Raw genomic sequence first — 25082 nt, 5'->3', positions numbered from 1 at the left:
CGCTTACATCCCCATGTCCATGTCATCGTCGACCGAGGGCGATTGGTCGTGCCCGTGGTGGCGATGATGATGGTCGGCGTTGCCGATGGTGGCGAAGCCGTCGCGCAGTTCGCGGACCGACTGATCCTCCTGACGGTCGTCGTCGAGACGATCGAGGACGGGGTTGCCGATGGAGCGGGCACCGTCACCACGCGCGGTCTGCTGGCCCGGATCAAGGCTACGGGTCATGCCCGGATCGGTGAGGCGGAGACCGGCGCGGGCTGCCTTCACAGGTGAAGGTGGTGCCTCCTTTGCGTCGCCGGACTTCGTTGGACCGGTGCCTTGCGGAGCCGCTCCACCGGATCGACCCGGGATCTGGTCGAGAGCCACTTGGGTTGCGCCGACGACATCCATCGCCGCGGCCGCCTTCTCGGCTTCGCTCTGACCCTTTCGAGGCTCGGGAGCCGTCCGCTCCGGCTCGTTCTCGCCCCGCTCCTCCACGCCTCCTACGGGCCGTGTGGGCGTATGCTCCCGGCCACCCTCGCCTCCCTCATCCGCGCCCTTGTTCTTAGCCGCCCGATTTCGCCGCTCTTCCGGCGAAATGTACGGGGTTGGCTTGAAGTCCTTTCGGGGCATCGAGCCCGGGGCGACTTCGGGATAAGATTTGTAGGTGAGCTTGATCCGAGCAGCCGGGAAACCATCCGGAAATTTCACGAAGCCGTTTAGCGAGGGAAGGTCGGTGATGTCGTCTGGAAGCACCAGCGGCTCCACCGCGGTGCGCGGCGTGAGCGTCGATGCGTCACGGGTATTGTTGTAGCCGTAGCTGTAGGCTTCATCGACCTGTCGCACTTCGCGATTGCCGATGAACTCCGAGCATTTCTCCGCGGTAGTCCGGTCCGCCGTGGCGAGGATCAGTTTGGTACGCGCGAGGCCCGTCAGTGCCGTGGCATTTTGAAGACCGTAGGTCGCGACGAGCTTGTCGAATGAGTGGATCCCGAGGACGAAGGCGCCCCCGAAGTTCCGGGCCGATTGAAGGCCGTGCTCAATCCCCGGAAGGGCGTGCAGCGCATGGACCTCGTCAAAGAGATACCAGGTGCGAAGATCGCGCGTCTTGGGCAGTCGCATCAGGTTGTTGACGGCGAGGTCGATCCACAGCGTGAAGAGGCCGCGGGTCATCTCCAGGTCGTTGTACGAGCCGGTGATGAACATGATCGATCCGTCTCGATTATCGGTCGCGATCCAGTCGCGAATCGAGAACGCCGGAGCCCCGCCCTCGACCGGGTCCGGCATGAAGCGCAACGCCTGTCCGTTGACGTTCAGCACCGACCGGATTGATTCCGCCATCCGAGCGGCTTTCTCGGTCGTCAGCGGCGCCGCAACGGTGTCCTCAAGCTGGGCGTGGATCTTCTTCAGATCGGCGGTCATGAGGTGATGGGCGATCGCGGCATTGTTGCCCTCGCCTGCCTCCTGCAGCTTCAGGCACATCTCGATGAAAAGCATTCGCGCAGCGTTCTGCCAGAACGGTTCCTTGTCGTCGGGATGCGACGGGATCAGTGCCGCTGCTGCCGATACGAAATCGGCATAGTTGCGGCACTCATCGAACAGCGTCCAAGGGGCGCAGCGTTCGTCCATTGGGTTAAGGATTACGTCGGTTTCGGGGTCGAAAAACGTCTCCAAGAACGTGCCGGTGAGATCGAAAATAACGGCTCTGTGACCGCGTTTGCGAATCTGGGAAACGTGGCTGCGCAACTGCGTCGTCTTGCCCGTCCCGGTCGTGCCGATCAGCATCGTGTGGCTCTGCTCTAGGCGCCACGGATAGGGAATCCCTGCGATGGAGTATGGAACGTGGATTCCGTCGTCGACGCGGTCGATGATCGGGGCTTTGGCGACCATATTTGGGTCGTAGGGAGGATCGTGCTCGGCGCACTCCTTCCGGAACTGAATGAGGTTGTGGCGGCGTACGTTGTCGAGCAGCAGCTGCCGTTCGACTAGCATCGATCCACGGTTGTGACGCTCGGTCAGAACGTCACGGCCGCGCTTGTTCGCCCAGGTGATGAACCAGCTGATCAGCGGGACCGCGACCGCCGTCGCCATCACCAGCGTCGTGAGGAAGATTTTGACCGTCTGATTCCAGGCGTGAACGACGTTCGGCTCAAAGGGTACGTAGCCGATCGGCACCTTGGTCACGCTGCCATTTGGAAGGGTCAGATTGATCAGGTGGAAGCGGTCTCCATCCACCCACGTCCAGATGGTCGAATAGAGCTTCATCAGGTCGAGCTGAAATTCGTGCTCGGCCAAGCCGAGCCAGACCATGATGTTGAATAGGACGATGAAGGATCCGAGCCAGATCCACACGGGCACAAGCGACGCGGCCCAGGCCATTTTGTACTGGCTTGAGAGCAGCTGGGAGCCGCGCGTGAAATTGCCCGAGTTTCGCGTGATCCGGCCGCGTGCGGAGGCGTGCTCGACGACCGCGGCCTGCCCGTTGAAGCGGATATCACCTTTGCGCATGGTGGGCCTCCACGCGCTCCTGAGCGATGTCGATTATCCGCTCAGCGTAGTCGGGATGTTCCCGGGTGACGATGAGGTCCATCGAGGCTGAAAGTTGCTCAAGGATGAGCAGCACGCGACTAACGTTGAAGGAGTGGCTGGCTGCCGCAAGCGGGACGCCGAAAATCAACGCCAGGCGGATGATCTCGGAACGGGAAATACCCCGGTCGGATGCCGCACGGTCTATGGCCGCTCGCTGGTCGTCAGACAGACGCAGCGTGATAGGTGGGTTCGACATTGCACCATCCAAACTGTGGATGGTGGGAGTTTCGGAGAGGCCAACTTAGCTCCGTTCGATCGGTAGCGGAAGATGCTTTCTGTGTTACGTGCAACTACACCGGTTTCCGCGCAAAATCAGTGCGTTAGCGGGCACAACGGAGCCGTATTACACACGACTACGGTATCACCACGGAATACACGTTCCTTTTCAGGCACTTACACCTGCGGTCGCCGCATAGGGTGTGCCTATCCTAGGGACTGTCATAGTGGTCCGAAGCATCATTGCTCTTCGTCCCCATGTTGAGTCAGGGTCCGAAGGGAAAGCCGCCGGAGGCGTCCAGCTTTAGGTGGCGACGTGTCGGGTTTGCGAAGCGATCCGCACCCACGACGGACCCGCCAAAGGCGAGGTCCGTCGAACCCTGTTCGATGATCCGGCAAAGCACGGATTATCGGGGGCGCTTCCGACGGCCAAAGGCCGTCATATTAGCTCTCGCTTGCGACACGTCGAAACGCCTGTCATCGTCCTACCCGGAGGCTGGCAACACATCAGGAAAAGGCACGACGATGGCACGCACAATCGAGGAGGAACGCGCGCAGCTCGCGGCTGAGGCAAAGAAGCTGGACGAGCGACGTCGCCAGCTTGCGGAAAGGGAGCGTTCTGAGCTCCTCAAAGAGGTGGAGAAGTCGGGGCTTCTGAAGGGTGACTCGGAGCAGATTCGATCGATCCTTGGAGCGGTAAAGTCGATGGGCGTAGCTGAAGTCGCGAAGCGTCTCGCCGCGTAGAAGGACAGCTGTGCAGGCAGGCTGGCGCCTGCCGGGCAAAATGAAAGGGGAGAGGCCGTTAGGCCCTCCCCTTTTTTTCTAATTGGTTGGGCATCGCGAGCTGGAGCCTATCGAGCAAAAAAAGGGGAAGCCGGTTTCCCAGCTCCCCCTGAGATTGTCCGAAGGGAGGCTAACCCCAGACAAGACGAAAATCGTGATCCGTATCGGCTTGGTCAGCCAGCTGATCGAGGCGGTCCAGCGACATTCCGGTGTCCAGCTGGTGGAGGTTTTCGCGAACCGTAGGCTCCGCTAGGATCTGGCGCAGTTCAGCGATTGGAATGCTTCCGCGGTGGTCGTCAGTGAGACGCATCGCGTCGAGCACGTGATGGGCGGTCTGATCGACTAAATTGACCGTGCGCGAACCATCGGGCGTATCGGCGACTCGCATCGAAATTGAACGGGTCTGATCGTCACGATAGAAGCGGACGTTGAGGCCACGGAACTGAGCCTCCTCGACAACTGCGATGACGCCTTCGTCGTGATCGAAAAGTGCGCAGATGCTGGCAAGTGACCATGGGCAGACGCGAGCCTCGAAGCTGCCTGCTTCGAGTGGATCGTCGTCTTCCTGCTCGACAAGTTCGTCTCGCGTGCGTGCAAACGACCGAAAGGCAGCAAGTTGGCGCGCTGTGATGGTAGCGGGCATTACGTCGTTCTTTGCCCCGGCGCTGAGAAAGAAAGTGATCGACATGGCTTTGCCTCCCAAGTGAAATCACTTTGGCAAAGCCTCCTTCCCTCGACCCGTAAGGGTCGCACAGATCGTCTATGGGAGCGTCGGTCCGTAGGACCGAGCTCGACCAGTTAGAGTTCGGTAGGAGGTGCGTTCTAGGCGGGAGGTTGGAGCGGCGCGCGAGGCGTAGCGAACGGGCGACCCGACGGGCTCGCCGTGATGCGAGCGAGCAGTGCCGGTGCGGCATCCGCTGGGGCGATCGGCACGGCGCGATGCGTAGCGGCAGCGTCGGCGATGCAACGGCATCGCCACGCCCGCCAGCGAGCCGTGCCGCGAGGCTGGGCGCGACCTGCCTTGGGCCGCACCGGTCGAGGCGTAGCGAGCGCGACGCGCGGCTGCGCGGCCGCGATGCGAGCGAGCCGGTGCGGTGCGTGCCGCGAGGTCCCGATCGCCGGCGCGCGAGGCGTAGCGAACGGGCGACCCGAAGGGCTCGCCGTGATGCGAGCGAGCAGTGCCGGTGCGGCATCCGCTGGGTCGATCGGCACGGCGCGATGCGCAGCGGCAGCGTCGGCGATGCAACGGCATCGCCACGCCCGCCAGCGAGCCGTGCCGCGAAGCTGGGCGCGACCTGCCTTGGGCCGCACCGGTCGAGGCGTAGCGAGCGCGACGCGCGGCTGCGCGGCCGCGATGCGAGCGAGCCGGTGCGGCGGGTGCCATGAGGTCCCGATTGCCGGCGCGCGAGGCGTAGCGAACGGGCGACCCGAAGGGGTCGCCGTGATGCGAGCGAGCAGTGCCGGTGCGGCATCCGCTAGGTCGATCGGCACGGCGCGATGCGCAGCGGCAGCGTCGGCGATGCAACGGCATCGCCACGCCCGCTAGCGAGCCGTGCCGGTGGCTGGGCGCGACCCTGCCATGGACCGCACCGGTCGAGGCGTAGCGAGCGCGACGCGCGACTGCGCGGCCGCGATGCGAGCGAGCCGGTGCGGTGGGTGCCACCAGGTCTCCAGCGCCGGCGCGCGAGGCGTAGCGAACTGGCGACCCGACGGGGTCGCCGTGATGCGAGCGAGCAGTGCCGCTGCGGCGTCCGCTGGGGCGATCGGCACGGCGCGATGCGTAGCGGCAGCGTCGGCGATGCAACGGCATCGCCACGCCCGCCAGCGATCTGCGGCGCATCGAAGATGTCGACGCGTGCGATCCAGTGTGCACCGCGATCGACCTCCTGGAGACGCTTTCGTACTGGCCGATAATGGCGGTGTAGGCGGCGCGACGTCGAACGACGTGGCTTTCGCCGACAGTGATCTCTTCGCCGGTCAGAGCGGTCCAGCGATCAGGATGCCAGCACCGCACCGACCTACGGGCATTCTCGACTTGGAGGGCGATCCCGGGCACCGGCAGGCGCCGGAACTCGCTCGCAAAGCCATAGAGTACCAGCGCATAGTCGACGTCCTCCTCGTAGAAAGGGTCAGTACGGCGCAGCGCATCAGCCATAGCTGCCTGGCGCTCGTCGGACAGGACGTAGCCACCATGGCTGGGGGTGCAGACGCGCCATATACCGGGCAGGACCTGGTCGGCGCGATCGGGTGAGCCCCATGGCGTGGTTTCTGGTCGAGGGCTCGGCTGGAAGCGGGTCATCTGTCATCTCCCTTCTGGATCGGACAGGCCCCTCCCTCTCTCCTTCACTGGATCTAGGATGATCCGATATGCAGCTGGTCGAGCACGGCCGCCTCGAGGGCGTCATGCTCGAGATCCTCGGCGTGTATGGTGACCACCGGCGCAATTTCTCGAAGCTTCTCGACCTGCCGCATCTTCATGCCGAGTGTATCGGCATCGTGTCCGGTCACGACCTCAAGGGCGGCCTCCAGCACCTCTCCGGTGGTGAAATCCCGTAAGTCGAGGAGAAGGTCGGGCCGGACCTCACCTGAGCTGGTCGGGACATCGAACAGGAGCCTTTTGAAGCCGATTCCTATCCCGCGTCGACGTAGCCGATACTGAAGATCAAGCAGGCCGACGACAGTCTGGCGCTCTGCGGCATTGTGTACGGCGATGAAATTGGAAGGGCGGGCGATTGGCTGTGCATACGCCCGGAGCGCGGCATACCCTTCACGAGGATTGTGCTCGCCGATGACGGCCAGGACTAGAAAGGGAGGACCGATCCGGCGCTGATGGACGCCGATATGCCGAATACGATTTTTGACGATCAGTTCGTGACCGCCCGCAAGCGTGACGGTCGTTCCTGATATATCGACGGCGTAGAGCAGGAGGAAAGCTTGCGGCGCATGTTCGGATGGCCAGTGGCGCGCCGCTTCGCGCAATTTTGCGAAGACGATACCACGCTGGTACGGCTCGATGTGCGTGTATAGGTGTAGCGGCTCGCAATGATGATCGCCCGGAACTGCAATAAGGGTCGTTTTCCGGCTCACATTGCGTGAGACGGTTCGACGCGGCAGGCGCACGATCATTGAGACGCAAACCACAATCGGTGCGACAGACCCACATTGCTGATCCGCCCGCTCAGCTATGCTGATCGTCACTCATGGTAATACCGTCCGAGTCCAGAACGTCGTCCGAGACTGCGGCATCGGTATCGCGCAACGCGAATAGCGCGCGCAGATCGGCCGGTCGTGTGGAGAGGTCCGCGATTGTGTAGCGGTCCAGCGTGGCGAGGAACGCCTTTGTCGCCTCTGCGAGAATGCGTGGCAGGCCACATGCCGGGGCAATCACGCATCCACCGCATTCCACCAGATCGAAGCCGCCTTCGGTATGGCGTACCAATTCGCCGACATTGATTTCCGCTGCCGGCCGCGCGAGCCGCAAACCGCCGTTCCGCCCTCGGATCGTCTCCACAAAACCGGCGCGGCTCAAATCCTGCACGACCTTCATCAGGTGGTTTTGCGATATAAGATAGCGCGACGCGATCCGGCCGATTGAGGCCAGCTCGTTCTCGTGCGCGGCGAGGTGGATCAGCACGCGCAACGCGTAATCGGTGTAGCGGGTCAGCTTCATTTGGGCTCATTAATACCGGTATTTGGCTTGCATGTATATGGCGTCGACAATAGAGGCATCTAGAATACCTCTTTACGGAGTCGCCCATGTCCGCGTCGTTGTCACCGCAAACCATCACCATCGTGAAGGCCACCGTTCCAGCCCTGGCCGAGCATGGCAGCGCCATCACGGGCGCGATGTATCGTCGGCTCTTCGAGGACGCGGAGATCGCTGCGTTGTTCAACACAGCCAATCAGGAGAACGGCGCACAGGTCCATGCGCTCGCGACCGCCGTCCTTGCCTACGCTCGCAACATCGAGAATCTTGGTGCGCTCGGGCCTTCGGTCGAACGGATCGCACAAAAGCATATCGGCTACGCCATCAAAGCCGAGCATTATCCCTACGTCGCAACAGCCCTGCTTGGCGCGATCGAGGAAGTGCTAGGCGACGCTGCCACTCCGGAAATCCTTGAAGCTTGGGGTGAGGCATATTGGTTTCTCGCCAATATCTTAACCGGGCGCGAAGACACGATCCGCGCCGAGATCATGACCCACGAAGGTGGGTGGACCGACTGGCGCAAGTTCGTCGTCGCTGAGCGTCGGCCGGAGAGCGAAGGCATTGTGTCGTTCATTCTCAAGCCCGTCGATGGTCGTCCAGTGCTGCGCCATCGCGCCGGCCAGTACCTCACGTTCCGCTTCGACGCTGCGGGCCTGCCCGGTTTGAAACGTAACTTCTCAATTTCGTCCGGCCCGAGCGACAATCATTATCGCATCACCGTGAAGCGGCAGGCGGACGGGGGTGCGTCGGCGTTCCTGCACGATCACGGTTTCCCCGGCGTGATCGTAGAAACTACGCCGCCTGCCGGTGACTTCTTCCTCGCGGACGTGCCGGAACGCCCAATCGTGCTGCTGTCTGGCGGTGTGGGACTGACGCCGATGGTCAGCATGATGGAAATGATTGCGGAAGCGCATCCTGGCGCACGGGTCTGGTACGTCCACGGCACAGCGAGCCGCGAGGCGCACGCTCTCGACGCCCATATCCGCGAATTGGCCGGTCAGCATGGCGGTACGAAGGTCCACACCTTCTACGAACGACGCGGCGAGGCAGACGATGCGGAAGCCGGGCTAGTCACGGTCGACTGGTTGAAGGCCAATACGCCGTTCGACCAAGCCGACTTTTACCTATGTGGTCCGCGTCCCTTCCTGCGCTCCTTCGTTCCCGGCCTGATCGGGGCGGGCGTACCATCGGGACAGGTTCACTACGAACTGTTCGGTCCGACTGACGAAGCGTTTGCGGCATAGGAGGCCAGAATGCTCAACCGGCTCAAGATGACGCTCCCCATCGTCCAGGCACCGATGGCCGGTGTCTCAACGCCGACACTGGCCGCAACGGTGTCTAATGCGGGCGGGCTAGGATCGATTGGGGTCGGCGCGACCGACGCCAACGGCGCACGCGCGATGATCGAGGAAACCCGCGCGCGCATCGATCGCATCGACGGTGCCTTCAACGTCAACCTGTTCGTCCACGGCAGCGCCACGGCCGATCCGGAGCGTGAACGGGCGTGGCTGGAATGGCTCGCGCCGTTGTTTGCCGAGTTCGACGCCGAGCCGCCCAAGGCGTTGCGGACGATCTATAAGAGCTTTGCCGACGATGCCGACATGCTGGAAACGCTGCTCGCGCTGAAACCTCCCGTCGTCAGCTTCCATTTCGGCTTGCCGTCTGCCGACGCGCTTTCCGCTCTGCGCGCGCGCGGGATCTACCTGCTGGCGACTGCCACCAGCTTGGAGGAAGCGCATGCGATCGAAGCGGCCGGTATCAATGCTATTGTGGCGCAAGGTATCGAGGCAGGCGGACACCGGGGCGTCTTCGATCCGGCAAAGCCCGACGATGCTCTTGGTACGCTTGCGCTGACGCGCCTGGTGGTACGGAAAACCAAGCTCCCTGTTATCGCTGCCGGCGGGATCATGGATGGGGCGGGCATCGCAGCCGCGCTCGACCTCGGCGCGATTGCAGCGCAACTCGGCACGGCGTTCGTAGCCTGTCCGGAGTCCGCCGCTGACGATGCCTATCGTACCGCATTAAACGCTCCGGGAGCGTATCACACGACAATGACACCGTTGATCTCCGGACGCCCCGCGCGAGCGATTGCCAACCGTTTTACGGCATTGATCGAGCAACTCGCCGAGCGCCTGCCACCCGACTATCCCATTGCTTACGACGCCGGGAAAGCTCTCCATGCTGCCGCCAAAGCGCGCGGTGAACATGGCTTTGGTGCACAATGGGCGGGACAGGGCGCGCCGCTGTCGCGCGCCCTGCCTGCTGCCACCCTTATTGAAACACTTGCGCGCGAGCTGAACGCCGTCCGCAATCGGAAGGACCAGTAATGCCGCTGCTCAACATCCATATCGTCAAGGGCCGCCCTGCAAAGGCCGTCGCCGAATTGCAGCAGGTCATCCATGAAGCGATGGTAGAAGCGTTTCAGGTGCCGGTCCGTGATCGCTATCAGATCGTCACTGAGCATGAAGCCACCCACCTCGTCATGGAGGACACCGGCCTTGGCTTCGAGCGCACCGAACAGCGCGTGCTGATCCACATGACGACGCGCCCGCGCTCGCAGGAAATGAAGCAGGCCTTCTACCAGATTGTGACGCGCGGCCTCGCCGAACGCTGCGGTGTTGCGCCGGAGGACGTGATGTTTTCCGTGATCGAGAATAGCGACGCCGACTGGAGCTTTGGGTTCGGCACAGCGCAATTTCTTTCGGGCGATCTTTGAACGAGCGAGGCCCTTTCGATCGTGGGGGACGCGAGCACCGCAAGGAAATCGTCCGGTTTTCTGGTGCTCTACAACTACCCCCGCTGCGCCTGGTCCCGTCGCCAGAAAACTCAATTCCGAAATCAGCGCGCGCTTGGTCCACGACGGCCGGCTTTTCTCGTGGTTTCGGTTATCGCGAGCGGGCGGATCAGCAATGTGGGTCTGTCGCACCGATTGTGGTTTGCGTCTCAGTGATCGTGCGCCTGCCGCGTCGAACCGTCTCACGCAATGTGAGCCGGAAAACGACCCTTATTGCAGTTCCGGGCGATCATCATTGCGAGCCGCTACATATAGGTGGCGTGACAGAGGAATGCCTGGGGCAATCTCGACACGTTCGGCGGCACTGCGCAACCGCCCGAACTCCAGAGCCATCGAAGCCTCCCGGGGTTCTCCCACACCCAGCGGCTCGACGACATTGACGTGCGCCATCTCCATGATCTGCCATAACAGGCGCGCGAGACGCGGGATTGCGACCCCGCGCGTCCGGTCGTCTGGCTCGTCGTCTTCCGGTAGCTGCGAGAGCTTCTCCGGTGCGAGCCGGTGGGCGGAGAAGAGACCCTCCGGCTCGTTGATCGTGCGCGGTGTCGCGGTTGCTTTTTCGCGGATGCGAGGCGGGGCTTGTTCGCGGAAAAAGGGACAGTCGACGTGGTGCTCGGGTCGACGCTGACGGATGCTGGTGAGGCGGCGCAGGTAGTAAGTCTCGGCCTCTGACAGGTAAGCGGGTGATAATAGCGGTGGATCAGCGCCCTCCCCGAGGCAGTCGCACGCGATCCACTGATGATGGTCGCGTGCCTTTACGACCATGATAACCGAGGCGCGGTGATCGCTGTCCTCACCATCCCCGCTGTACCAGCGCACCAGGGCGTGCCGCACGACGTCTGGGACGCTCGTGCGTGACGCAAGCCCACGAGTGTCGCGAGGTACGAGCCACATAGGTGCGATCATATCCGAAGATCAGAGGGAGAAAAGATGTCGTTGAACACTTGCATGGTCGCAGATGTTCACGTTACGTTCGGCTGACAGAGGAGTAGGTCATGAAGCTTCAAGATTTCACCGGGCCGATCGATCTCGATCTGACGCTGCGCGATGCCTCGCTTAATCCCGATATCCGCGGCACGCGGCGCGCCATCGCTGCGGCCTCGATGGGTGTGGAGCCGGAGGACGCTTATTACTCGGTACGGGAGCTTCGCGAGGCATGCGAATGGATCCACGAGGGCGACCCTGCCGGTAAGGCAAAGCTGGCGCAGATCCTCGGCAACGGGTGCGACGATTACCAGCGGTGCATCTACTACAATCTCGCTGGCCGTGGGGTGTGCGTACTGATCGATGACCTGTTGTGGCTGGAGGCGCTGCTGCTCGGACGCGGTCGGGTGGCAGGCTATCTCCATCGCGGCAAGCTGCCAAAGCGGCTTTCCCAAACGCCCTATGTGGCAGCCGAACCGGACGGGCCGCTTGGCCGTTTCGAGCCGCAATTCGCAGTTGGGGCATCCTGGTCGCACGATCCGGGTCCGGAGTACGACCCCGTCGATCGTCCCGCAAAGCGTGGGCGCCCCGCGTAGGACTGAAGCCTTTCAGGCAAAAAAGAGCGGTCCGGCATTGGTTGCCGGACCGCTTTGTCTATCAAGGATCTGTTCTAGTTTCGCTCGCAGGCGAGACGTTCGCCGCGACGCCACTTCTCGGGATCGATCCACTTGCCAGCATGAGCGCCGCGCTTGTTGGTTCGCGCTTCGTCGTAGGCGCTCATGTACCGGGCGGCGCGATCTCGATCGCGGCTGAGATATTTGGTCGCCGGCACGGCCCATCCCTGTGAGATGAGTTGTTCACCGAGATCAGATCCGTTCACGTCCACGACGGCGACCGGCCGGCCATAGCTGCTGTTGCCGACCAAATGGATCGTCGCCTCGCCGGAGCGCAGCATGCGCGCGGTCGCGTCCTGAGCAAGCTTGCCGCAGGGGTAACAGCCGCTGGCAATCTCGCAGAGCTGCTTCCGCTCGAACGCGTCGGCCCCGGAGAAACGGAAGTCGATGCTGACGGTATCGCCATCGAGTGCGCGGGCTCGCCCGGTAAGATCGTGGGCGAGCTCAGCCTGGGGTTCAGCCGCGCCACATGCCGCAAGGGTGATGACCGCAAGGAGAAGTATCGTTCTCATGCGTAACGCAGTTCGAGTTCGACGTTGGGACCATCGACAAGGGCAGGAACGACCTGGAACGGCTGCAGTATGTCTCCAGTGCGCACAACCGAGACGTGGCGCGCTCCTGCGGCAAACATGCGGGCGGCGACCGCCTGCGCATTGGCGCGGCTGCATAGACGCGAGCGTTTCGGACTCAGCGGGGCGGTGAGGTTATCGTGGCGAAGCATGGGTTTGATCCTGATGCTGGACGGCGTGGCGATCAACCGAACACCGTCTTGTGGACGCGGGTCTGGGTCGGTGGCGGTACGATAGTCCACGGCATGTCGCGCAGACCGGAAATACGATAACCCGCATAATCGCAACCGAGCTTGGCGAGCGCGATTTTCCGACCGCGCTTGTGAACGACAAAGTCGGTGCCCTCGTATCCGTCGACGAACTTGATTGGGTGCGGCAGTCGGATGTGCATGCCATGCTCGAGCGGGCGGTCCGTTCGCCGGGCAAGTCGATCGAGGCAGCGTCGTCGCCAGTTGAGCGCGGACGGGTTGTCGGTGTCGCCAAGCAGTGAGAGGATCCGCTCGGGGCACTCGGCCTCGTTCGGACCCATGGTCTCGTCCAGTCGGGTAGGGTTGGTGCTGCTCAAAGAGTCAGCCCTGACCCCCCCGCCGAACCGTACGTGCAGCTTTCACTGCATACGGCTCTCCGCTGCGATAATACCATTCATGTTCCGGGTATCGGACAAGCGTCCACGGTGTAGGTCAACATGACACAGGTCGCACAGGACTCTCGTCCTGCGTGACCGCGCAGCCTTCATCTCCGCAGCGAAACCACGTTGTGCAATATCGGCCAACCCTTCGACGTGATGAACCTGACACGGACGGTCCGTCCGCCCGCACGCCGAGCATTGCTTGGCGTTCTGACGATCGACTCAATCCGTCCGTGAATGGGAATAGATTTGAGTCCGCGGTGGGATATCCACCTTGGCCTTATCTACCCACCCACGGTCCAAATACATCAGCTTCCAGACCTTAACCGACCGAGGCTGGCCGTCGACCAAATAGTCGACGCGATATTCCTGCCCCGACCTCATACGGGCGGCAACAGCACGTACGCTACTCTTGTGCTTGCTGGCCATGGTTTTGAACATACTCCAGCGTTGGATGAACTCTAGCCTGTTGAGCTTTTGCTTCACGTCCCTCGCCAAGGCGTAATAATTCGCAAACCCCCGTAGTTCGGCATTATATGCAAGGACGATCTCGACATCGCTACAGCTAAGAAGGATGTTTCGATGCTTGGCCTTCAATACAGCCATGTCACCATACCCCTTCCTTGCGGCAAACCCGAAAACCTTCTCCCAAGGAACGCTGAGTTGCATCACCTCTGACGGAGGCCGACGGCTGAAGTGCTGCGAGCCGCGCTGGCTCCGCACTGTCCATTGACGTCCCGTATAGGTTCGCACCTCGTAACCGAGGAAGGCAGCTCCATCGCTCGCCTTTCGAATACCGCTTTTCTCCTCGGATACGCTCAGTGCCAACTCGGTGGTCAGGAACGACCCAACCTCCGCGAAGATACGTCGTGCATCGTCTTTGCTGCCGATCACACCGATAAGGAAATCATCAGCATACCGGCAGTAGCGAAGTCGGCGATATCCGGCGTCCATGGCGTCTCGCGACGGCAAGGTACGCATCTGTTTCGACAAAGCTTTGATCTCGAAGATTAAGACCTCGATCGCTGCCAAGTCAGCATTATCGCTGGCCTGTAGACGCTTGAGCCGCGCTCGCCTTTTAGCGATGCGTGCTGCCACTCTCCCGTACTCCGGGTTCGTGGCACGGACCTTTCCCTTCTCGAAGGCGGCTATCCGGCCTGCGATGAACTCATCGAGCTCATGCAGGTAGATGTTTGCCAAGATTGGAGACACGATCCCGCCCTGTGGAGTGCCGCTGTAGGTCGGATTATGCGTCCGCCCCTCCATGACGCCCGCCTTCAGCATGTCACCGATCAGGCCAACGAACTTTTCATCGTCGATCCGTTTCCGCAACAGCTTGAGCAGGACGTCATGGTCAATGTTCTCGAAGAACCCAGCGACATCCACGTCAACAAGCCATTTCACGCCCGTCCAGACGGCTTTAACGTGTTCAAGCGCCGTGTGACAGGATCTCCTCGGCCGGAACCCATGCGAGGCGTTCGAGAACACCGGCTCATAGATCCTTTCGAGGAGTTGGCGCGCCACTTCCTGGACGAGGCGGTCGTCGCGCGTGGGTATCCCCAGCGGACGCCGCTTACCCTTGCCTTTCGGGATGAATACCCGACGCACTGGTTTCGGTTTGTAGGCTCCAGCCACCACACTGGCGATCAATGGGTCGAGGTCTTCAGGACCGAAGTCCGCGAAGGTCTCGCCATCGACACCCGGCGTCATCGCCCCCCGATTGGAGACGATCTTCTTGAGTCCCTGCTCCCAGAGAAGCCGAGACCCCATCAGACGATGAAGCCCATTTACTCGTTTGCCCGACGCTGCCAGCGTCGGAATGGCCTCCAACCGGGCCATCACAGTTTCAGGTAGCATCAGCACACCCCATGATTTCGGTTGAAGTATCGCAACTGCCGCCCTTCCCCCGGCGGTCTCCGCTTTCGGCCCGGTCGCCCGTTCCTTATGCGGATGCACCGTCTCCCCGACTGGGAAGCTGTCCCGGGCATTACCCCGGGCGTTTGAGTACTATGGCGGCTCCGTACCCATGCAGGTCGGCCGAAGCCGCCTGTTTAGGGCATCCCGTAGTTACACTGATCGGAGATACGACGCGGTTAGGTGTCCCGTTCATCCACTAAACCCCTCGACGAGAGGCGCGCCGGACGGGCTGAGGAGCAAAGAGCCAAGACATGAGACTCTTGCCATCGTCCGGGACTGGCGTGTCAGTCGCTTTCGCCAGCTTCCGCTATATAAAACGCTGCAGACTGGGATTTAAGCAGTGTAGCTTTCACCTTACGCGTCTTGCCCTGACCGGCATCGCTCCTTTACGACTGGAGCGCCTTCGGCCTTACTCCAAGCATGCTGTTGTCCCCTGTCCGTTTCCGGATTTCAGGTCTTTCGAACCCAAGGTTAGCTTGGCGGGCAGAGGTTTCCTCAACTTACCTCATCATTACTGATACTCCTTTCAGCGCCACAACGGCGCACTATCCTTATACGCAAAGACGTAGCCGTCTTTCGCGCGGGGGTTCCAGCTAACTAGGCAGACCACGGCGACGGTGGGCTCGTCGATGCCGTCGTTGCTGGGGGTCACGGCTGCGTACCAGACCTTGTTGCGGAGGCACGACGAGGCGACGACACGCAGTGCCCTGCCCTTACCTTCCGTATCGCGTCGATCGAATGTGAACTGTGCATCGAGGTAGCCCTTGGGCGTCGAGTGGGGGGCCATCGACGACATTGGCATGCTGAGCCAACCCATGGAGTGCTCCTTTCGGGAGGAATGTAGGGGCAGGATCGATCAACCGGCGAGAAGCGCTTGGGCCTGTACCATCGGCGTCAGCCGCAGTTCTCGACGAAGCCGTCCGGCGAACTTTTCGGTTGCGAGGAGCTCGCGGGCCATGGCGTATCGGGCACGATCGCCCAGGTGATCGTGACGGCCGCGGACGCGGCGGTAGTTCACCTCGTGGCCTGGACCGAGTGCGGTAAGCGAGAGTTGCACCCGGACCTCGTCGGTCTGCAGCGTGATCTCGCCCGATTGCGAGACATGGCCACGGTTCGATCGTAGGTCGAAGTCGCCCTCCCTCAGCCCCAGTGCGACAGCCAGGCGGTACAGGGCAGCTCGTCCCTCAACATGGAAGAGGTTCTTGGCGGCCTCGTCGTACGCGACCCCCCGAATAGCGAGTGTGGCGAGCGCCGGGTGTTGCTTCAATTCGGCGATCTTGTCTTCGCAACGACGCCTGAGGAGTGTGTCGTCCGAGCCCGCACCGGCTATGTGGCCCAGGTGACGGGCGAGAAGCAGCACGCCGGGATCGGCATCGAACGGCACGCCGGCGTTTCGGCAGTCGTCGATCGCGGTGGTGACGGCATGGAGGGCGGCGACGATTGTCGTCAGCGCGCTGGGATCAAGCGCCTGCTGATGACGGAAAGCGACGTCGTAGGGCATCTCTGAGGTCTCCCGAGCGCCCAATTGCGCTCGAAATCTCGCTCCCCCTTCCCTCTACTCCGACTGGATGTTCGGCCGCGCCTCAAGGCTGTCGGCGACCTCGTCAAGGAGAGCTGCATCAATCTCCTCGCCAGGCTGCAAGGGACGCAAACCGCGTTCTGAATCGATCGCACCCTGCAGGAGACAGGCGGCGCTGGACGCACCGTCGCCAGCTGCGTCGTAGAGCGACAGCGCCCGTGTCATCAGTTCGAGACGAGTCGTCATGTCTGCTCCGGGAGATCAAGGATGCGTGGGGGTGGCGTAGCAGTTGCTACATCACTCCGAGCGGAAGGCTCCGCGCCCCAATCGAAACGCACCGACGACGGATCCACCATCCCAGTGACCGCCAAGGATGCCGCGTCGTGGCACGCTGCCGACTGGATAACGGCGAGCAGCGAGCAGCCGAGCTCGACGCGTGTCGCGGTCGACAGGCCTGTTCGTCATGAAGTGGGTAGCGAAGCGAAGGGCTAGCATGGGTCACCTCCTATCGAGCCTGATGCAAGTGTTCATGCCTTTCACAGCATAAGGCCCAGCGGATCGCTGGAACGGCGGGCGGCGTCGAAGCCGCGGTGCCAAGCGCTGGCACGGCGGCTGCCGGCACGGTAGCAGCAGACCAGATTGCCCATGACCTGGGCGCGCCAGCCCGCCTTCTCAGCCTCCCATTCCGCGTCGGGCGGACCCGACGCGAGCAGGGCCAGAACATTGTATGTCACGGCCCGTTGTTGAGCTCGTCGGCAGCGATCATGATTGTGATCGCTGCTTCCAGGGCGGCTTCATCGTCGTTCACGACCCGCGCGGCGGGCTTTTGCCGCTGGACAGCCGATGCCACAGCCGCGACCGATCGGCCCTTCAGCGGGTATGACCAGACCTTACCGGCCTCGATAACGACCAGCTTGGTGCGGAAGGCGCGCCGCAGCCGCTTCGTCTCCTCGATCCGGGTCATCAACGCGGCGACCTCGAACTCCAGCGTGTGTTTCAACACCGTGTCGCCGATGCGCGTGGGCGCGCGATTGTCGGCAAGCCACGCGTCGACGTTGGCTTCGCTGACCTGACCGACCGGGTGAAACATGTCGGCTGCGCCGTGGCCATGGTTCGAGGCGAGGAAGGCGCGCTGCCCATCCACCCAGACCTCCGCGGTGTAGCAGGCTGTCTCCTCGGAGAGTGCAGCGATGATCTTCAGCTTTCGCAGCTCGATGTGCATGTCGAGGGCTCCTGAGAGGTTGCGCGGTCATGCCGCGAGGGCTTGCATGTTGCGGGCGTCGGCCCCTTCGCCAGCAGCGTTCTTGAGCCAGGTGACGGCCTGCTCTGCTTTGGACGCGGCTTTGATGATCGCGCTCGAATCCCCTTTGAGGATACGCAGCCAGTGGTCGATGTAGCTGGCGTGATTGTCGTGCAGCTCGCCCGGCAAGCCGAGGTCGGCACAGATGAGGCACTGACCAATCGATGCGACAAGTTCCTCGAACGCGTAGGCTTGGTCGCCGAACTTCTTGCCGAACTCTCGGTCGAGCCGCGATTGGGCGCCCGAATAGTGCACGTACTCGTGACCGAGCGTGCTGGCATAGTGATCGTCCGAGCGGAACATCGTTCGATGCGGCATCTGGATGTAGTCGCCGATCGGCGAGAAGAACGCCTGATCCCCGCCATGGCGTACGGTAGCGGGCAGAGCGTCGAAGAACCCGTCGATAGCGGCCCGATGCACGCTTTCGATCCGCGGTTCGGGCGGAGCAGAGACCGGATAGTAATAGACCGGTAGTCCGTCGATCTGGTCGACGTTGAAGACGGTGTACGAGCGCAGGAAGCGAACGCTCTTGTTCGCCTCTTCGCCGGTCACCCGGTCTGTCTCGGTCTTGGAGAAGCTCGAGAAGTAGACGCTGTGCGAGCCGTGTTCGCCACGGCGGACCTGGCCACCCAGCTCCTCGGCCTGACGGTAGGTCATCCAGGTTCGCGCCGAGTAGCCGCAGGCGTCGCCGATCGCCCAGAGGTAGAGGTTGTTGATTCCGGTGTACGGCGTTCCGCAATGTCGCAGCGGTCGACCGCCGGCACCGGTCAGGCCCCACGGGCGAGACCACGGCAGCACGCCGGCTTCGAGTTTCTCGATGATCAGGTTCGTGATCTCGGCGGCGACATCGCGGCGAGGCTTGTCGGAAGGTTTGCGACGGAAAGTCATGTCGGGATCTCCCCAGAAACGGAAAAGGCGGCCGCCCCGGTGTCGAGGCGGCCGCTAGTCGGGCCCGAGATGGGCCAGGCAGCGTGTGGACGGCGGACCTATTCGGCCGCGATTAGCGTCGCATCGTCGTTGACGGGCTCGAGTGCGTCCTCGTGATCGTCGTGGCCGTGGTCCGCGAGCTCCTCGAGGGGATCGTCGCTGGTGAGACCGCCCTCGGCATCGCCGGCGTCCTCATCGTCGAGGGTCTCGTCAATGTCCGCGTCGCCAAGCGAGGAGACAGCATCGAAGCGCATTGCATCCGGAACCCAGGCAAGAGCCGCTTCCTTGGTCTCCGCCTCGGTGATGGCCTCGCCCGCGAACAGCTTTTCGCACGACGTCGAGATCTCGCCCTTCTTTGAGCCGACGTAGCGTGCGGCGAGCACCGGCCCCCCGACCTCCGTGAGGAGAGCAAGCAGCGTACCTTTCGACACGCGGTCGAAGAAGTTCGCCGATGTCGGCCGCCACCACTTGGCAACGTCGATCTCGAGGATCGATGCGAGACGGCCGTGTAGCGGGTTGGTTTTTGCCGAGCTGTAGTCCGGCTTCGCCTCGAGCGACGATGCGACTGTGACCGCAAGCCAGGATGCCTTGGCGTCGTCATCCAGCGCGCGGAACGCCTCGAACCTCTCGACCGGGCTGGCTGCCGTGGTCCAGTCGCTGACCAGCGCCTCACGCGCCTCACCGATCGCGAGCTGTGCCTGGGTCGCCGGCTGGTCCTTTGGCATCTGGGGATCCTGCGGGCGCCCGGCCGTGATCGTCGTGCCGTAGCGACTATAGCTGCGACCTTGGTCCGCCATGGCGAACAGCATGTAGTCGAGAGCCAGGGCGGGATCGGCAAGGATCGATGCCGCGAGGATATCGCGGCGCTGCACCGCGAGTTCGTCATGAAGCCGCGCACTCAACGGCTTGCCGCCAGGTGCAACCGCCTCGGGCGGCAGCGACGAGGTGTCGCGAGCGCTGCGGCTCGAGCTGGTCGCACCGTCGCCGGTTGCACCTTTCAGCGGCGTTTCGCTGAAGTACGTGGACTCGAGCGTCATTTTGCCGTCGCGGCCGAGCGTCAGGAAGGTGCCGACCTTGCCCTTCATCTCGTCGGCCAGCACGGGCGGTTTGGAGTGGAGCGCCTGATATTCCTCGCGGAGCCGCTCGAACTCCTCCTCGAGCGCTGCGTACGCCGCTTCTTCGAGATCCTCGTCTGCCATCTGCTCCTCGAGTGCCTCGCAGCGCTCGACGATGGCGTCGGAGCGTGCCGCCTCCTCGTCGTCGAGGGGTGCCGGCTCGAGCGTGACGCGGTGCAGGTCCGCGGTCGCGCCGTACAGGCTGGTGTTCGCGATCGGGCGAACCCAAGCGAGCCCCTGCTCCTCACCGACGCGCTTTGCCTCGGCCTCCATGATGGCAGCCGCGAGGGTTTGGGCAAGTTCCGGATCTGACCAACGGTCACCATCCTCGCTGAAAAGGTCGCACTCGACCTTGCCGCCTGCGGCGACGTAGGCGTCGGCGCCGACGAGCATCGCGACAGGATCGCTCGCCTTCATCGTGTCGTTCGCGATCGCGCGGCGGATCTGATCGGCGTTCACGTAGGAAGAGTGACCATACTGCTGGAAAACGCGCTCCTGCTTGGCCTTGTCCTCGGTGGAGCCGTAGGCCTTCGCCATTTCCAGCGTGATGCGCCCCTCGCTCAACGCTTCGAAAATCGGCTCGGCGAGATTGGCAAGCCGGAGTCTCCCCTCAATGAAGCGCCGGGTCTGTCCGAACCGGTTTGCGACCGCGTCGATGTCACCGTCGGATTTGAGGAAATGCTGAAATGCGACGCACTCCTCCGCCGCTGTCATCGGCTCGCGCTGGAAGTTCTCGGTGAGCGACACCTCGCGCAGATCCGCGTCGTTGCCCGAGACGATTTTGACCGGCACGTCGTAGGTGGCCGCGTCGATCTCACCGGCATCGGCGAGCATCATAGCGCCGAGATAGCGCCGATCGCCGGCGATGATCTCGTACGTGCCCTTCGGGCGTGCGGCGGTGACAAGGAGGTTCTGCATGATGCCACGGGCACGGATGCTCGAGGCCATCGCCTCGATGTTCCGCGGCGGCGTAGTACGGACGTTCTTCTCGGAGCGCTTCAGCTTTGCGAGTGGCACGGTCTGGGTCATCGTCGTCTCCATCGGGTGCCCGGCCGCGCGACGTCTCGCCGCACCCCAACCGGACACCCTCTCGCTCCCCCTCTCCTTCCCTGTCTCGGGCGCTCCTGTGCCCGCGCTCGTGCGCGGGTGGCTGATGTGGAGCGCTCTTGCGACGTTGGAGGCGTCGACGTCATCGAGGTCTGAGCATACGCTCCAGAACCGCGGCAGCCTCGGGCACCGGCACGAACACGCGTGTTTTGTAGGCGATCACCTCGGTGAAACAGCCGATCGACTTGAGCCAGGCGAGTTGGTTGGCGGGAGGGCCGACGATCTCGATGCGTGGTAGGCTATTCACCCGCGCGCGCTTGACCTCGCAGGCGAATGGACGCTTCAGCGGAATGGCATTGCCGCTCTCGACCGCCTGCACGACCTCGCTCGGCGACAGCGAGCTCTCCTCGGTAAGGCCGAGCTTGCCGAACAGCTGATGAAGGTCCCCGGGGAACACGATGCGTCCAAGCCAAGATCTCCCGTCGGCGTCGACGATCCGGCTGACAGCCAGATGCGTACTGGGAAGCGCGGACCAGATTGGTAGAAGAAGCCCCGTCGCGAGCCGGATTGTCTCGGTGTCGACGTGGTTGCGGGCCTGCTCTTCTTCCTCCGCCCACGCCTTGGAGAAGGTATCGCGAGGGCATTCCTCCCAGGCTGTCTCATAGAGGTCGTCGGCAGCCAGGTACTCCCGGCGCGTTGGCCGCATCAGTTCGATGCGCGCCACGGGCATGCCATCCTCTGTCATACCAGCCCGCGCAGGCGTCTTGAGGGCGACCTTCCCGGATTTCGCGTTGCGCACGAACACCGCGGTGTCGTCGGCATCCACCAGGCGCAGTACTCGGTCGAGCGACACCGGGTGGCGACGCCGGGTTACCTCGATAGTGAGCAGATGCGAGGTCGCGCCGCTGACCGTGTCCGTCCGCAGGACCCGATCGTCGAGAACGGTCGCGGTTTCCACCAGCATGGTCTCGACACCGACGTCGAGAGTTCCCGCCTCACGCGCGGCCGCAACGCGCGTTTCGACCAGTGCGAGAAACTCGTCGAAGATGAGGTTTTGCAGGCCGATCGGCAGCGCCAGCAGACGGTTGAGCCAACGCTGGATGGGCGGAAGCTCTTCCTTCAGAACACCGTCCTGGTCGGTCAGTTCGAGCCCGGTGCGGTGGGTGAAGTCCTGCAGGTTGGTGCTCTTCAGCTTCCCGCTTCGGAGCAGGTGATACCAGCTGATCAACGCTGCCTTGGCGTACTCGCTTTCAAGATTGTCGGCAGGATCGAACAGGTTTTGCCCGCCGGTCTGACGCTGCCCGCGGGTTAGCGCACCGAGGCTGTCGAGCCGACGGGCGATGGTGGAGGTAAACCGCAACTCACCCTTGCAGTCGGTGGTGACGGGGCGGAACAGCGGTGAGCAGGCTTGGTGCGTACGATGGGTACGACCAAGCCCTTGGATCGCGCGGTCGGCGCGCCAGCCCGGCTCCAGCAACAGGTGGACTCGCTGCTCCTGGTTCGCCGCGTCAAGGCTGGCATGGTAGGATCGTCCCGTCCCGCCCGCGTCCGAGAAAACGAGGACCCGCTTGCTTCCCGCCATGAACGCCGCAGCGTCGGCCTGCGTCGAGCGCCCCGATCTTGTCTCGAGCTTTTGGGTGCCGTTTGCAGCCGGGACAAGGCGCTTCGTCCGACCGGTCACTTCAGCGACGGTATCGTGGCCGAAATGGGTAAGGACGCCGTCGAGAACCGCGGCGATCGGCGGGAGCGCGCAAAGCTGTTCGATGAGATCGTCGCGGGCCGCTTCCGCCTCGGGGTTAGTGACCGAGTGACCGTCGTCGTCGATGAGCGGACGTGAGCGCACCTCGCCGGTATCGTCACGGTAGTCGCGCATCTGCTGCACCGGAAAGGCGCGGGTCAGATAGTCGATGACCGCCTCGCGCGGCGACAAGTCGATATCGAGCTCCGCGCGCTGATCGGGAGTGAGTTCGCCTAGGCGTCGATTGAGGATCGCCTCGGCGGTGCTGACGAGTTGAAGGACGACCGACTGGCCAGCATCGAGATGCTGGCGAACGGCTGCGAGCACGGTTGGCAGCTTGCAGGACAGGAGCAGGGAGCCGAAGAAGCGTTGCTTGCAGCTCTCGAAGCGCGATCGCGCTGCCGCCTTGGCGCCGGCATTCTTGGTCGCACCGTCCAGTGCGTCGACGACGCCGGTGATCTCAAGCGCCTTCTCCATGTTGCGGTGGATGATACCCCAGGCGTCGGCGTAGCGATCATACACGTCGATCTGATCGGGGGTCAGCTCGTGTCGCAAGATGTCATATTCGACACCTGCGAAACTTAGCGCGCGCGCCGTGTAGAGGCCGGTTGCCTTGAGGTCACGTGCAACGAGCTCCATCGCCGCGATGCCACCCTGGCGTATTTCGGAGATGAACGCTTCACGGTCGGCGAACGAGGTTTCCGGTCCCCAGAGTCCAAGCCGAACGGCATAGGCGAGGTTGTTTACCTCGGAGGCGCCGGTGGCAGAGGCGTATAGCACACGGGCGGCAGGGAGACGGTTCTGGAGGAGGACGCCGGCGATGCCTTGCAGTGAGCCTGCTTTGGTGCCCATTGCCCCTTCGCCGCCGGCAACCCCGCCCATCTCATGAGCCTCGTCAAAGGCGATCACGCCATCGAAGTCGTCTGCTGCCCATGCGATGATCTGTTCGAGCCTCGAAGCGTCGCCCCGACCCGATCGCAGCGTCGGATAGGTGACGAACAGCACCCCCTCGCTCATTGTGACGGGCTCATCGATCTTCCAGCGCGACAGCGGCTGCACATCTGCCGCCATGCCGCCAAGCGCCGTCCAGTCGCGTACAGCATCCGCATGGAGTGCCTCATTCTTTGACACCCAAATCGCTTTGCGTCGTCCAGCCAACCAGTTGTCGAGGATGATGGCAGCAACCTGGCGACCCTTGCCCGCTCCCGTGCCGTCGCCAAGGAAGAAGCCTTTGCGGTACTGGCGGCCGGCAGCGTCGAGAACGAGACCGACCCCTTCCTTGTCGCAGGTGAACATGCCCGGGATGAACTGCGTCCAGGCGTGACCGGCGTAGACGACGGTTTCGAGCTGCGACGACGACAGAAGGCGTTCCGATACGGTCCGTTCCGGCAAATGTGGGATGTGTGACGGGATCGGCGCTGGAATGGAACCCATGGCCACGGACTCGACCAGCGACGTCGGGTGCTCCCCGGCCGCCTCGAAGACGATCCGGCTGGGGCGGTACGGCAGATAGACGCCGACCTGCTCCGCGATCGGCGCTGGTGTCTCGAGCACTTGGTAGCCGACCGGCAGTACCTCGTTGCGGGTCGGCGCGCGGAAGATGCGCGGCGCTACAGCCGGCCGCGATTTCATGGCTCGTAAGAGCGAAACGGCCCCTCCCCGCTTAACTGGGGTCCCCAGGGCTTCGATTTGTGGCGATCCCCGCTTCGGGACGATAAGCGCTTCGATCAGTTCACCGACGTTCCGGCGCGATATCGTGACGGTCGTGGTATCACCCACTGCCTTGTCGATCACGTACAGCCGGACCGAGACCCCGGTCCCGTGTTTTCCATAGCCGTTCGTCAGGCGGATCGAGGTTCGCAGCGCCATGCCGGCGAACGTCATGGCCCAGATATCGGCCATCCGTGCGGAGTTGGCGAACCAATCCGGCATGACGGCGACCAAGCGCCCTCCCGGCAGCAACCGCTTCAAAGCAGCCTGGAGATGGCGGACGGCCGCAAGCGCGTCGGAGCCGCGGCCGACGGATCGGGAGAACGGCGGATTCATGAGGATGAGGCTTGGACGGGGCAGATTGGTCATTGTGCTGCCGATCGCCGCCCCGTCGTGGCCGGAAACCTCGGCACCGGGGAAGGAAGCGGCAAGCCGCGCGCGCCGGGCAGGGTCGATCTCATTGAGGTGCAGAGCAGCCACCCTCGGTAGTTGGGCGACAAGCAGACCGTTACCTGCGCTCGGTTCGAGAACGACGTCGGTCGGCTGCGCCGCGGCAAGCAGGACCACAACCGCCGCGATGTCGACAGGCGTTGAGAACTGCTGCCAGTCGATTTGATCCTCGCTGCGTACAGTCTGCGTCGGCAGGCGGTCGAGCAGGTCTAGGGCGAACTGGATGTCAGCCGGTGACTGCAGCGCCGGAGCGCTGCTCACAAGGTGGAGTGCGAGCGCATGTTCGAGGACCTCGAAGCTGTCACGCTGGGTCCAGCACCCGTCAGCGTCGGTGCCTCCATAGGCCGCAACCATCGCGTCGTTCAGGTCTCGGCGGCTGAGCTTCGTATCGCCGCTGAAGAGCGGCAAGAGGCTGCGCGCGGCGTCGGTGCAAGCGGATGCACGGTCATCTTTGGGGTCGAACAGGTCGGTCATGGTGCGGGTCTCCGGGACTG

At 63.0% G+C, this 25082-nt stretch carries 24 protein-coding genes and 2 pseudogenes; 6 read left to right on the top strand and 20 right to left on the bottom strand.

Translation table 11 applies throughout. The annotated features are described in order from the left end of the window. Window positions 1-3: 3 nt before the first annotated feature. Both FHY04_RS18570 and FHY04_RS18565 read right to left on the bottom strand, forming a co-directional pair. Window positions 4-2490: a type IV secretion system DNA-binding domain-containing protein gene (locus tag FHY04_RS18570; RefSeq protein ID WP_133192274.1), complete on the bottom strand. Its 2487-nt coding sequence runs from the start codon at window positions 2488-2490 to the stop codon at window positions 4-6. Further along, window positions 2477-2767, bottom strand: coding sequence for a CopG family transcriptional regulator (locus FHY04_RS18565; protein ID WP_133192273.1), 291 nt, complete (start codon window positions 2765-2767; stop codon window positions 2477-2479). The genes FHY04_RS18570 and FHY04_RS18565 overlap by 14 nt, the downstream gene beginning before the upstream one ends. 545 nt (window positions 2768-3312) lie before the next feature. Between FHY04_RS18565 and FHY04_RS18560 the strand changes: the two genes are divergently transcribed. Further along, on the top strand, window positions 3313-3531 hold the full coding sequence (locus FHY04_RS18560) for a hypothetical protein (RefSeq protein ID WP_133192272.1): 219 nt from the start codon (window positions 3313-3315) through the stop codon (window positions 3529-3531). A 169-nt stretch (window positions 3532-3700) separates the two neighbouring features. On the opposite strand, the gene FHY04_RS18555 is transcribed toward FHY04_RS18560, so the two are convergent. After that, complete coding sequence (locus tag FHY04_RS18555) at window positions 3701-4258, bottom strand: hypothetical protein (protein WP_133192271.1); 558 nt, start codon at window positions 4256-4258, stop codon at window positions 3701-3703. A 251-nt stretch (window positions 4259-4509) separates the two neighbouring features. Here FHY04_RS18555 and FHY04_RS18550 point away from each other — a divergent pair, with 251 nt between their 5' ends. Beyond that, window positions 4510-4956: a hypothetical protein gene (locus FHY04_RS18550; RefSeq protein WP_183937396.1), complete on the top strand. Its 447-nt coding sequence runs from the start codon at window positions 4510-4512 to the stop codon at window positions 4954-4956. A gap of 541 nt (window positions 4957-5497) precedes the next feature. Here the strand turns inward: FHY04_RS18550 and FHY04_RS23080 are convergent. The 3 genes and pseudogenes from FHY04_RS23080 to FHY04_RS18540 all read right to left on the bottom strand — a co-directional run. Beyond that, window positions 5498-5869: pseudogene (locus FHY04_RS23080) on the bottom strand (DUF7007 domain-containing protein); the annotation flags it as partial. A 53-nt stretch (window positions 5870-5922) separates the two neighbouring features. Further along, the gene (locus FHY04_RS18545; RefSeq protein WP_221211880.1) at window positions 5923-6696 is read right to left on the bottom strand and encodes a hypothetical protein; all 774 of its coding nucleotides are present in this window, start codon (window positions 6694-6696) and stop codon (window positions 5923-5925) included. Between the two features lie 52 nt (window positions 6697-6748). Then, a complete protein-coding gene (locus tag FHY04_RS18540) occupies window positions 6749-7240 on the bottom strand; it encodes an Rrf2 family transcriptional regulator (protein WP_133192215.1) in 492 nt (163 codons plus the stop codon). Window positions 7241-7326: 86 nt separating this feature from the next. Between FHY04_RS18540 and hmpA the strand changes: the two genes are divergently transcribed. The 3 genes from hmpA to FHY04_RS18525 are packed head-to-tail and all read left to right on the top strand — an operon-like array spanning window position 7327 to window position 9992. Next, a complete protein-coding gene (gene hmpA, locus FHY04_RS18535; protein ID WP_133192214.1) occupies window positions 7327-8520 on the top strand; it encodes an NO-inducible flavohemoprotein in 1194 nt (397 codons plus the stop codon). Window positions 8521-8529: 9 nt separating this feature from the next. Beyond that, the gene (locus FHY04_RS18530; RefSeq protein ID WP_133192213.1) at window positions 8530-9603 is read left to right on the top strand and encodes a nitronate monooxygenase family protein; all 1074 of its coding nucleotides are present in this window, start codon (window positions 8530-8532) and stop codon (window positions 9601-9603) included. Beyond that, entirely contained in the window at window positions 9603-9992 is a 390-nt protein-coding gene (locus tag FHY04_RS18525; RefSeq protein ID WP_133192212.1) for a tautomerase family protein, read from the top strand. The genes FHY04_RS18530 and FHY04_RS18525 overlap by 1 nt, the downstream gene beginning before the upstream one ends. A gap of 327 nt (window positions 9993-10319) precedes the next feature. Here the strand turns inward: FHY04_RS18525 and FHY04_RS18520 are convergent. Then, window positions 10320-10964: pseudogene (locus FHY04_RS18520) on the bottom strand (hypothetical protein); the annotation flags it as partial. 101 nt (window positions 10965-11065) lie between these two features. Between FHY04_RS18520 and FHY04_RS18515 the strand changes: the two are divergent. Beyond that, window positions 11066-11590 (top strand): hypothetical protein, encoded by a 525-nt coding sequence (locus tag FHY04_RS18515; RefSeq protein ID WP_133192211.1) that lies wholly within the window; start codon window positions 11066-11068, stop codon window positions 11588-11590. Window positions 11591-11664: 74 nt separating this feature from the next. Here the strand turns inward: FHY04_RS18515 and FHY04_RS18510 are convergent, their stop codons facing one another. The 13 genes from FHY04_RS18510 to FHY04_RS18455 all read right to left on the bottom strand — a co-directional run bounded on the left by FHY04_RS18510 (window position 11665) and on the right by FHY04_RS18455 (window position 25062). Then, on the bottom strand, window positions 11665-12180 hold the full coding sequence (locus FHY04_RS18510; RefSeq protein ID WP_133192210.1) for a thermonuclease family protein: 516 nt from the start codon (window positions 12178-12180) through the stop codon (window positions 11665-11667). Then, on the bottom strand, window positions 12177-12389 hold the full coding sequence (locus FHY04_RS18505; protein ID WP_133192209.1) for a hypothetical protein: 213 nt from the start codon (window positions 12387-12389) through the stop codon (window positions 12177-12179). Before FHY04_RS18505 ends, FHY04_RS18510 begins: the two co-directional genes overlap by 4 nt. A 32-nt stretch (window positions 12390-12421) precedes the next feature. Continuing rightward, a complete protein-coding gene (locus FHY04_RS18500; RefSeq protein WP_133192208.1) occupies window positions 12422-12802 on the bottom strand; it encodes a DUF6927 domain-containing protein in 381 nt (126 codons plus the stop codon). A gap of 42 nt (window positions 12803-12844) precedes the next feature. Further along, on the bottom strand, window positions 12845-13009 hold the full coding sequence (locus FHY04_RS23075; protein ID WP_335925475.1) for a hypothetical protein: 165 nt from the start codon (window positions 13007-13009) through the stop codon (window positions 12845-12847). A 78-nt stretch (window positions 13010-13087) separates the two neighbouring features. Then, on the bottom strand, window positions 13088-14722 hold the full coding sequence (locus FHY04_RS18495; RefSeq protein WP_240699137.1) for a reverse transcriptase domain-containing protein: 1635 nt from the start codon (window positions 14720-14722) through the stop codon (window positions 13088-13090). A gap of 586 nt (window positions 14723-15308) precedes the next feature. Continuing rightward, window positions 15309-15599, bottom strand: a complete 291-nt coding sequence (locus FHY04_RS18490; RefSeq protein WP_133192207.1) for a hypothetical protein — start codon at window positions 15597-15599, stop codon at window positions 15309-15311. 39 nt (window positions 15600-15638) lie between these two features. Next, window positions 15639-16283 (bottom strand): hypothetical protein, encoded by a 645-nt coding sequence (locus FHY04_RS18485; RefSeq protein WP_133192206.1) that lies wholly within the window; start codon window positions 16281-16283, stop codon window positions 15639-15641. 54 nt (window positions 16284-16337) lie between these two features. Next, window positions 16338-16547, bottom strand: coding sequence for a hypothetical protein (locus FHY04_RS18480; protein WP_133192205.1), 210 nt, complete (start codon window positions 16545-16547; stop codon window positions 16338-16340). 290 nt (window positions 16548-16837) lie between these two features. Continuing rightward, window positions 16838-17035, bottom strand: coding sequence for a hypothetical protein (locus tag FHY04_RS18475; RefSeq protein ID WP_133192203.1), 198 nt, complete (start codon window positions 17033-17035; stop codon window positions 16838-16840). After that, window positions 17032-17523, bottom strand: a complete 492-nt coding sequence (locus tag FHY04_RS18470) for a hypothetical protein (RefSeq protein WP_133192202.1) — start codon at window positions 17521-17523, stop codon at window positions 17032-17034. Before FHY04_RS18470 ends, FHY04_RS18475 begins: the two co-directional genes overlap by 4 nt. Before the next feature lie 27 nt (window positions 17524-17550). Continuing rightward, window positions 17551-18489, bottom strand: a complete 939-nt coding sequence (locus FHY04_RS18465; RefSeq protein WP_133192201.1) for an ArdC family protein — start codon at window positions 18487-18489, stop codon at window positions 17551-17553. A 98-nt stretch (window positions 18490-18587) separates the two neighbouring features. After that, window positions 18588-20672, bottom strand: coding sequence for a ParB/RepB/Spo0J family partition protein (locus tag FHY04_RS18460; RefSeq protein ID WP_133192200.1), 2085 nt, complete (start codon window positions 20670-20672; stop codon window positions 18588-18590). Between the two features lie 160 nt (window positions 20673-20832). Then, a complete protein-coding gene (locus tag FHY04_RS18455) occupies window positions 20833-25062 on the bottom strand; it encodes a strawberry notch family protein (RefSeq protein WP_133192199.1) in 4230 nt (1409 codons plus the stop codon). Window positions 25063-25082 lie beyond the last annotated feature (20 nt).

Source organism: Sphingomonas sp. BK481, from assembly GCF_014194875.1.
Taxonomy (GTDB): Bacteria; Pseudomonadota; Alphaproteobacteria; order Sphingomonadales; family Sphingomonadaceae; genus Sphingomonas; species Sphingomonas aerolata.
Note: the sequence above shows the minus strand (reverse complement) of the source record. Positions and strands in the feature narration are given on the sequence as shown.